Below are 8,836 nucleotides of genomic sequence, written 5' to 3' on the forward strand. Positions count from 1 at the left end.
ACAGCATCGGCACCCTCTACACCACCATCATCCGCGGCGTGCCCGACCTGGTGCTGATGATGCTGCTGTTCTTCGGCGGCCAGATCGGCATCAACCAGATCACTGACGCCCTCTACAACCAGTTCGGGATCGACATCTTCATCAACGTCAACGAGTTCGTAGCCGGCGTGCTGACCATCGGCCTGATCTTCGGCGCCTACATGGGCGAAACCTTTCGCGGCGCCTTCCTGGCGGTCGACAGCGGCCAGATCGAGGCGGGCCGGGCCTACGGCATGAACCACTGGCTGGTGTTCCAGCGCATCCGCTTCCCGCAGATGATGCGCCATGCGATCCCGGGACTCTCCAACAACTGGATGGTGCTGCTCAAGACCACCGCCCTGGTTTCGGTGATCGGGCTCTCGGACATGGTCCGCGTTGCCGCCGAGGCCTCCAAGGCCACCCGTGAGCCCTTCACCTTCATGATCATCGTGGCTGCCATCTACCTGCTGATCGCGAGTGTCTCCGAGTGGGGCTTCGCACGGCTGCAGAAACGCTACAACGTCGGCTACCGGGAGGCAGACTGATGGAAGCCCTGATGACCTGGCTGGAGGCACAGCTCGCCGACAACAGCATCTTCACCCTGCAGACCCTCGGCTTCTACGGCGAGGGCCTGGTGACCACCGTGCAGCTGGTGGCCCTGTCGCTGATCATCGGCCTGTTGCTGGCGGTACCGCTGGCCATCGCCCGCGGCTCGAAGCACCGTTGGGTGAGCCTGCCGATCTTCCTCTACTGCTACGTGTTCCGCGGCACGCCACTGCTGGTCCAGCTCTACCTGATCTACTATGGCGTGGTCTTCGTCGATGGCATCCAGGAAACCTGGCTGTGGGTGATCCTCGAGAAGCCCTTCGTGCCGGCGCTGATCGCCTTCACCCTGAACACTGCGGCCTATACCACCGAGATCTTCCGCGGTGCCATCAAGTCCACGGACCGCGGCGAGATCGAGGCAGCGCGGGCCTACGGCATGTCCCGAGGGCTGATGCTGCGGCGCATCGTGCTGCCCAGCGCCTTCCGACGTGCCCTGCCCGCTTACGGCAACGAGGTGATCTTCATGCTCCACGCCAGTGCCATCGCCAGCGTTGTCACCATCATGGACCTGACCGGCGCGGCCCGTTACGTCTATGCGCGCTTCTACGCGCCCTTCGACGCCTTCCTGTTCGTGGCGGCGATCTACCTCTGTCTCACCTTCGCGATCCTCTACCTGTTCCGCTATCTGGAAAAGCGGCTGCTGGCGCACCTCAAGCCGGCCAGCGGCTGACCGTCGAGGACAAGGAGCGTTAAACCAGCGTTGGAAACTGGCGTCCATCCCGGGCGCCTTCCCTTTCCGAAGGGCCGGGTCATCGGCTATTGTGGCCCTGTCATCACCCACAAGGTGAAAACACCATCAACACGGGAAAACACCCCATGAAACTACAGAAACTCCTGAGTCTCGGCGTGATCGGCGCCACCCTGGTCGCTGGCAGCGCCAGTGCCGAGGTCCGCGACATCCGCATCGGCGTCGACGTGCCCTATGAGCCCATGGAATTCCGCACCCCCGAGGGCGAGCTGACCGGTTTCGACATCGAGCTCGGCGACGCCCTGTGTGCCGAGATCGGCATCCAGTGCGAATGGGTCGTGCAGGGCTGGGACGGCATTATCCCCGGTCTGCAGGCACGCAAGTACGATGCCATCATGTCCTCCATGACCATCAACGAGCAGCGTCGCGAACAGGTGCTGTTCTCCGACCCCTACATCACCCCGCCGTCGGCCTGGTTCGCGCCCGCTGACGTCGAGATCGGCACCCTGTCCGACGAGACCCTGGAAGGCCTGACCCTCGGCGTGCAACGCGGCACCATGCAGGACATCTATGTGACCGACATGTACGGCGACGTGGCCGACGTCAACCGCTACGCCACCGCCGACGACATGGTGCTGGACATGGATGCCGGCCGCCTCGACGCCGTCTTCCTCGATTTCCCCATCGGCAAGTCCACCCTGATCGACAGCGAGGCCGGCAACTACAAGGTGGTCGGCGAGATGATCACCGAGCCAAAGGAATACTTCGGCGAAGGCTTCGGCATGGCCTTCCGTCAGCGCGACGAGGCCCTGTCGGCCGCCTTCAACGAGGCACTGGCCACCCTGCAGGAGAACGGCACCTACGACGAGATCCACAAGAAGTATTTCGGCGAGGACTGAGCCTGCAGGCGCAAGGCTCGCCACCATCAGCCGTCATGATCGCGACCGGGGCCTCAAGGGGCCCGGTCGTGCGTTCGGGCCCCTTCCCCCTGTCCTTTCGTCCTTCCCCCCAGTCCTTCTCCCCAGGCGGGCGACCACGGCCCTTGGCCAGCCGTCACTGCCGCGTCGCGATCGCCCTGCGCATGAAGGCCAGGATCCAGCGCACCATCAGGGTATCGTCCACCGGTGCGAAGAGTGATGCCTCGCCCTGGCGCACCCGCTCGTCGCCGACCAGTTCACGACGCAGGGCCATCAGGTCCCGGGAATAGGCCTTGCTGAACTCGGGATGCCCCTGGACCCCCAGGAAGAGTTCACCGACCTGGAGGAGATAGAAGGGACAGAAGTCACTCCCCGCCAGCACCCGAGTATCGGGCGGCAGCCGCTCCACCTGGTCCTGATGGCTCACCACCAGATCGAGCCCTGGCTGCCAGGGCGTCATCCAGTCGGCGCGTTCGGTCACTCGATTGAACGACAGCCCCACACCCCAGCCCTTGCCACTCTTCGCCACCTCACCGCCCAGGGCCTTCGCCATCAGTTGGTGACCGAAACAGATCCCCACCAGCGGCTTTCCGGCGGCCCAGAGCTCGCGCACGAAGGCCTCGAGCTCGGCGATCCATGGCAGGCCATCGTTGACCCCGAACTTGGAACCGGTGGTCATCCAGGCATCCACCGCCTCGACATCGTCGGGAATTTCGCCATCCAGGCAGCGCCAGACACGAAACTCCAGGGTCGGATCGACCCGATGGAAGAGTGCCTCGAACATCTGTGGATAGTTGCCGTGGGCCCCACGTAGCTCAGCCGCCACATCGTCGCACTGCAGAAGGCCGACACGCATGATCAGATCCGCCCTTCGACGGCCACCAGGAAGATGTCACGATACTGCGCGGCATCGAAGGCGACGGGATTGGTGCCGGAGGAAGGATCCGCCACTGCCATACGGCCCACCTTCTCGGCCTGGGCCGTATCGATACCGAGCCCGGCCAGTGTATGAGGGATGCCCAGGCGCTCGCGCAGTGCCAGCACCCAGTCGAGGATCGCGGCCGTGCCGGTCGAGGTCCAGGTAACGCGACAGACGCACCATGGGCTCGGCGATGACATCCTGGTTGGCCTTGAGGACATAGGGCATCAGCACGGCGTTGAGGGTGCCGTGGTGGGCGTCATGAAGGGCACCGAGCGGATGGGCCAGAGCATGCATGGCCCCAAGGCCGCGCTGAAAGGCGGTGGCGCCCATGCTCGAGGCCACCAGCATGTTCATGCGGGCCTCAATGTCCTGCCCGTCATCGAAGGCCCGGGGCAGGAAATCACGGACCCGGCGGATACCCTCCACGGCGATGCCCTCGGCCATGGGATGGAAGAGCGGTGAGCACCAGGCCTCCAGGCAATGGGAGAGGGCATCCATGCCGGTGGCCGCCGTGATCGCGGGCGGCAGGCCGACCGTCAGTTCCGGGTCGAGGATCACGCGAGCCGGCACCATGCCGGGATGGAAGATGATCCGCTTGACATGGGCGGCCTCGTCGGTGATCACCGAAGCACGCCCCACCTCGGAACCGGTACCGGCAGTAGTGGGCACGGCGAGACAGGGCACCATGGCGCCGGCATCGGCATTCTTCCAGTTGTCGCCCACGTCCTCCATGGCCCACAACGACAGGCCGTCGCGCTGGCCAGCCATCAGCGCCACGGCCTTGGCGGCATCCAGGCCGGAGCCGCCGCCGAAGGCAATCACCCCGTCGTGCCCCCCTTCGTTGAAGGCCGCCACGCCGTCCAGAACATTCCTGCCGGTGGGATTGCCCTTGATATCGCTGAACACGGCAATGGTCAGGCCCTCCTCGCTCGCCTGCTCGAGGATGTCGCGCACCATGGGCAAGGCGGCCAGGCCCGGATCGGTAATGAGCAGGGGGGCTGTCATGCCCAGTTCCCGACACAGGGCCGGGAGTTCGCGGATGCGACCGGGACCGGTGAGGATGGGCGCAGGATAGTTCCAGCCCATGGTGAAGTAGCTCTCGTCGCGTTGGCTCATGGTGACCTCGTAACGAAGATGGAAGACGGAAGATCGCCGCTATGCGGCTGGAAGACGCAAGAAGCCGATGACGTCCCTCTTCCTTACTTACTTCTTACTTCTTACCTCTTACTTCTTACCTCTTACTTCTTACCTCTCGCCTCTTATGCATGCTTCAGATGGAAGGACTTGGGCCGGGTGAGGGTCTCGTAGCCCAGCCGCGAGAGCGAACAGCCGTGGCCGGAGCACTTGATGCCGGTCCAGGCCAGTTCCGGGTCCAGGTAGTCGCAGCGGTTGGTGAAGACCGTACCGGCCTCAAGGCGACGGGCGATGGCCTCGCCCACGGCCATGTCCCGAGTGAACACCGCGGCGGTGAGGCCGAACTCGCTGTCGTTCATCAGTTCGATGGCCTGGTCGTCGTCGACCACCGGCATGATGCCCACCACCGGCCCGAAGCTCTCTTCTGTCATCACCCGCATCGAGTGGTCGACATCGGTGAGCAACTGGGGCGCCAGATAGGCGCTGCCCGGTGTCGACAAGGGGTAGTTGCCCGGGTCTATCCAGGCCCTGGCACCAGCCTTGACCGCATCCTCGATCTGACCACGCACGAAGTCCGCCGCCGCCGGGCGGACCAGCGGCCCCAGGGTGGTTTCCGGATCAGTGGGATTGCCAAGCCGGAGGTGTTTCACCCAGGCCACCACCCTCTCTACGAAAGCATCGAAGATGTCCCGATGGACATAGAGTCGCTCGATTGCGCAGCAGCTCTGCCCCGAATTGAAGAAGACGCCATCCATCACGCCCTCGATCGCGGCATCGATGTCGACATCGGCACGGATATAGGCGGGGTCCTTGCCGCCGAGTTCCAGTCCCGTGGCAATGAAGCGCCCGGCGGCGTTGCGCTCGACCATCGCGCCACCGGCTACCGAGCCGGTGAAGCTGACGTGGTCGATGCGCGAGTCCCTGATCAGGGCTTCGGTCGCCTCATGGGAGAGATGCAGATACTGGAAGACACCCGACGGCAGACCGGCTTCATCGAAGGCCTGCTGCAGGCGTTCCGCGCACAACGGCGTCTGTGCCGAGTGCTTGAGGATCACGGTGTTGCCCGCCATGATGGCCGGCACGATGGCATTCACCGCGGTCATGAAGGGGAAGTTCCAGGGGGCGACGATGAAGGACACACCCAGGGGCTCACGAGTAATGTAGCGGGTAAAGCCCGACCTGTCGGCCAGACGGAGTGGCGCCAGTGCCTCCTCGGCCAGGGCGATCATGGCCCGCGCGCGTGCCTCGAAACCGCCCATTTCACCCCCGGCCACGGCAATGGGCCGACCCATCTGCCAGGTCAGCTCTTCGGCCAGTTCGTCGCGGCGGGCGATGATGGCATCCACCATCCGCGAGCAGAATCGCGCCCGCTCGTCGATCGACACCTCTCGCCATTTACGCTGTGCCACGACGGCTCGCTCCAGGGTCGCCTCGACGACGGGGGCATCGGCCTGATTCCGCTCCACATAGACGGACCCGTCCACCGGGGAAATCGTTCGTTGTATGACCACTTGGCGTTCTCCTGCTGTTCATTCCGTTTCGCAGAGAAACAGAGAGGGTGCTTGAATCATGTCTGCCTTCGCATCGCAAGCCCTGACGGCCCAGCCATTGCGTGTCAGATAATTTCGAAATATCGGTCCAACTCCCAGTCCGTGATGTGCCGGCGAAACTGGCGCTCCTCCCACTCCCGGGTCGCCGCGAAGTGCTCGACGAAGTCGTCACCGAAGAGCCCTCGCGCCGCCTCGGACACCCGCAGCCGCTGCGCGGCATCCCAGAGGGTACGCGGCAGTGCCTGATGGGCCGGATGCGCCTGCTCGTAGGCATTGCCCACCACCGGCGCTTCGGGCTCGAGGCGCTGCTGGATACCATGGAGCCCGGAGCCGATGGCGGCGGCCATGGCCAGATAGGGATTGGCATCGGCGCTGCCCAGCCGATACTCGACACGCTGGGACTTGGCACTACCGGGAATCACCCGCAGCGCCGTGGTGCGGTTCTCCACGCCCCAGGTGGCATCGGTCGGTGCCCAGAAGCCGGGAATCAGCCGGGTGTAGCTGTTGATGGTGGGGGCCAGCATGGCCAGCAGTTCGGGCATCAACGCCTGCTGACCGGCCACGAAGTGGCGCTGGAGGTCACTCATGCCATGGGGCTTGTCGGCATCGAAGAAGGCTGAGGCGCCGCTGTCGGCATGGGTCAGGGACAGGTGGATATGCCCACTCTGCCCCGGATAGTCCGGCGACCACTTGGCCATGAAGGTCGCCATCAGGCCACGGCGCTGGGCCCACACCTTGGTGAATACCTTGAACAGGGCGCCCTTGTCGGCGGCGGCCAATGCCTCGTCGACGCCAATGGCCGCCTCGAGCACGCCGGGCCCGGTTTCGGTATGCAGGCCCTCGATGGGGAAATCCATGGCCTCGGCCAGGGCCAGCAATTCATGATAGATCTCGGCATGGACGGAGCTTCTCAGCATGGAGTAGCCCATCATGTCCGGGGTGAAGGGCTTGAGGTCACGAAAGCCCTTGTCGCGAATCGATTGCGGTGTCTCGTCGAACAGGAAGAACTCGTATTCCAGGGCGCCGCTTACGCCAAACCCCATGCCCCTTGCCTTGTCCAGCACACGGCGCAGCAATCCACGGGGGCAGATCGCCTCGGCCGGGCCTTCGAACTCGGCCAGAAACAGCAGCATGTCGCCCTCGGCGGGCACGTCTCGGCATGTCTCCGGCAGGATGCGCAGCGGCGCATCCGGGTAACCGGTGTGCCAGCCGGTATAGCGCACATTGTCGTAGAGCTCGTCCTTGCTGTCCCAGCCCAGCACGACGTCACAGAAGGCGAAGCCGTTATCGAGGGCGTTGAGGAACTTGTCGCGGCGCATGTACTTGCCGAGCATCACCCCGTCGATATCGAACATGCCGACCTTGACGTGGCTGAGGCCGCGCTCCTCGATGATGCGCCGGGCCTCCTGGGAATTCCTGATATCTCTCGCCTGCAGTCGACTCATGGCACCTCCCGATACGATGAAATGGCGTTCCGTCTCCGTGGCGACGGTATTGCGAAGCGGGGCGGACACTGTTGCTCCGCCCCGAAGCGGCTGAGAAAACGCCCGGCCGTGGGGAAGGTGAATACACGCTTGCCCTCGAGGTCGGCGATGCTGCGGATCGGATCCCGGGTGACGAAGTTGCAGGGATCCCAGGAGCCGGAACCCAGCCAGGTAACGCCCTCCACCTCGCCATAAGCCTCTTCCCAGATCTCCTTCAGGCCATAGTGATTAAAGAGCGCCGGCACATCGAGGCTGTAGCGCGAGGCGAAGGGGAAGTAGCCGCCGAACACCGAGACATCCACGGGTGCGTTGATGGAGTCGTCATCACTCTGCACCGCATCGATGGTGCCGCGCTGCATGGCGCGAAACAGCTCGTCGGTCGGCACCAGCTGGTCGGCATAATAGAGCTCGATCTCCATCTCGCCATTGGCGGCCTGGTTGAAGGCATCGATGGAGGGCTTGATGACATGGGCGGCGAGCGCCGGACCAGCATAGGTCTGCAGGCGCCAGCGGATCGGGGTGGACTGGGCATGCACATAAGGGGCGCCGACGCCGGCGGCACCGACCGTGGCGGCGGTTGCCACCCCGGCCTTCTTGAGGAACTCGCGACGATTGCGGTTGGTCATGGTCACTCTCCTGCGATAAGTAGTAACTGGCCATGAGAAACTGGGAGACCTCGATGCCCCAGACCAGCCGGCTGAGGCGCAGGTGGCGCTCGATCGCCTGACCGATCAGCGACTGCGGAGTGTAGCGAACGAAGTCCAACTGCCGGGAGAGCCAGCGCAGGTTGTCCAGGGTGCCGGGGAAGTCCTCGGGGACCACCAGCACGAAGGGCTCGCCGAGCACGGCATGGCGCTCCAGACCCTCGTAGTTCTCGAGGCGATCATCGGAAATGATGATATCCACATGACGAGTAAGCAGCGCATGGCCATGCATGTGGGAAAGCCCGGTGGTCAGGGTGTAGTCGCTGGCGTGGCGCTTGATCACCTCGATCAGCGGCTGGCCCACCGCCGTGGCCAGCGAGTCCACCAGGGCCATGCGTACCTGATGGAGATGCCCCGAGGTCCCGGAGAGCAGGGCGCGACGGGTAGCGCGGGCTTCCTCGAGTATCTTCCTGGCACGGTCATGGAAGAGCCGTCCGGCGCTGGTGGGTTCCAGCGGCCGGCTGTGGCGCTTGAAGAGGGCCACTCCCATGGCGTGCTCGAGATTGGCCAGGCTCTGGGAGACTGAGGACTGCTTGAGCCCCAGACGCCGGGCGGCAGCACTCTGGCTACCCTGCTCGAGGGTCTCGACGAAGATCTCCATGCTGCGCAGGTCGAACCCGAATCCGTTCCGCATCATGCTCTCTCAATGAATTGCCCTCAAGAGCCTAGCATGGCGGACTCCGGGCCGCCGCGAGCAACCGACAACCCTGATCAGGTCCGGGTCAAGAGGTAGAACGACTGAATCCGCTTACCAGCCCCCTCTTGACCTGCATCATGGATTGAAAGGTGAGTCTGTACCTATACTGAAAAGCG

General features: G+C 64.2%; 8 protein-coding genes and 2 pseudogenes. 4 read left to right on the forward strand and 6 right to left on the reverse strand.

The window, feature by feature from the left end; translation table 11 throughout:
• The 3 genes from ACESMD_RS02145 to ACESMD_RS02155 form a co-directional block, all read left to right on the forward strand.
• Window positions 1-563 (forward strand): ABC transporter permease (locus ACESMD_RS02145; RefSeq protein WP_372609905.1); only part of this gene is annotated, 563 nt, incomplete at its 5' end.
• On the forward strand, window positions 563-1,294 hold the full coding sequence (locus tag ACESMD_RS02150) for an ABC transporter permease (protein WP_372609907.1): 732 nt from the start codon (window positions 563-565) through the stop codon (window positions 1,292-1,294). The genes ACESMD_RS02145 and ACESMD_RS02150, both read left to right, overlap by 1 nt.
• A gap of 146 nt (window positions 1,295-1,440) precedes the next feature.
• Window positions 1,441-2,211, forward strand: a complete 771-nt coding sequence (locus ACESMD_RS02155; RefSeq protein WP_372609909.1) for a transporter substrate-binding domain-containing protein — start codon at window positions 1,441-1,443, stop codon at window positions 2,209-2,211.
• Window positions 2,212-2,365: 154 nt separating this feature from the next.
• On the opposite strand, the gene ACESMD_RS02160 is transcribed toward ACESMD_RS02155, so the two are convergent.
• The 5 genes and pseudogenes from ACESMD_RS02160 to ACESMD_RS02180 all read right to left on the reverse strand — a co-directional run bounded on the left by ACESMD_RS02160 (window position 2,366) and on the right by ACESMD_RS02180 (window position 7,945).
• On the reverse strand, window positions 2,366-3,085 hold the full coding sequence (locus ACESMD_RS02160; protein ID WP_372609911.1) for a gamma-glutamyl-gamma-aminobutyrate hydrolase family protein: 720 nt from the start codon (window positions 3,083-3,085) through the stop codon (window positions 2,366-2,368).
• 2 nt (window positions 3,086-3,087) lie between these two features.
• A pseudogene (locus ACESMD_RS02165) lies at window positions 3,088-4,174 on the reverse strand (iron-containing alcohol dehydrogenase).
• Window positions 4,175-4,410: 236 nt separating this feature from the next.
• Complete coding sequence (locus ACESMD_RS02170; RefSeq protein ID WP_372609913.1) at window positions 4,411-5,796, reverse strand: aldehyde dehydrogenase family protein; 1,386 nt, start codon at window positions 5,794-5,796, stop codon at window positions 4,411-4,413.
• Window positions 5,797-5,900: 104 nt separating this feature from the next.
• On the reverse strand, window positions 5,901-7,280 hold the full coding sequence (locus ACESMD_RS02175; RefSeq protein WP_372609915.1) for a glutamine synthetase family protein: 1,380 nt from the start codon (window positions 7,278-7,280) through the stop codon (window positions 5,901-5,903).
• Complete coding sequence (locus ACESMD_RS02180; RefSeq protein ID WP_372609917.1) at window positions 7,277-7,945, reverse strand: twin-arginine translocation signal domain-containing protein; 669 nt, start codon at window positions 7,943-7,945, stop codon at window positions 7,277-7,279. Before ACESMD_RS02180 ends, ACESMD_RS02175 begins: the two co-directional genes overlap by 4 nt.
• Before the next feature lie 82 nt (window positions 7,946-8,027).
• On the opposite strand from ACESMD_RS02180, the gene ACESMD_RS02185 reads away from it, so the two are divergent.
• Complete coding sequence (locus ACESMD_RS02185) at window positions 8,028-8,549, forward strand: hypothetical protein (RefSeq protein ID WP_372609919.1); 522 nt, start codon at window positions 8,028-8,030, stop codon at window positions 8,547-8,549.
• Here the strand turns inward: ACESMD_RS02185 and ACESMD_RS02190 are convergent.
• A pseudogene (locus ACESMD_RS02190) lies at window positions 8,514-8,660 on the reverse strand (LysR family transcriptional regulator); the annotation flags it as partial. The gene ACESMD_RS02185 and the pseudogene ACESMD_RS02190 sit on opposite strands and share 36 nt — an antisense overlap.
• Between the last annotated feature and the right edge of the window lie 176 nt (window positions 8,661-8,836).

Source organism: Halomonas sp. (genome assembly GCF_041689495.1).
In the GTDB taxonomy this organism is placed as follows: domain Bacteria; phylum Pseudomonadota; class Gammaproteobacteria; order Pseudomonadales; family Halomonadaceae; genus Halomonas.

Coding starts and splice junctions, on each gene's coding strand:
- ACESMD_RS02175 (WP_372609915.1), bottom strand. CDS start 7,280: ATGAGTCGACTGCAGGCGAGAGATATCAGGAATTCCCAGGAGGCCCGG.
- ACESMD_RS02155 (WP_372609909.1), top strand. CDS start 1,441: ATGAAACTACAGAAACTCCTGAGTCTCGGCGTGATCGGCGCCACCCTG.
- ACESMD_RS02150 (WP_372609907.1), top strand. CDS start 563: ATGGAAGCCCTGATGACCTGGCTGGAGGCACAGCTCGCCGACAACAGC.
- ACESMD_RS02180 (WP_372609917.1), bottom strand. CDS start 7,945: ATGACCAACCGCAATCGTCGCGAGTTCCTCAAGAAGGCCGGGGTGGCA.
- ACESMD_RS02160 (WP_372609911.1), bottom strand. CDS start 3,085: ATGCGTGTCGGCCTTCTGCAGTGCGACGATGTGGCGGCTGAGCTACGT.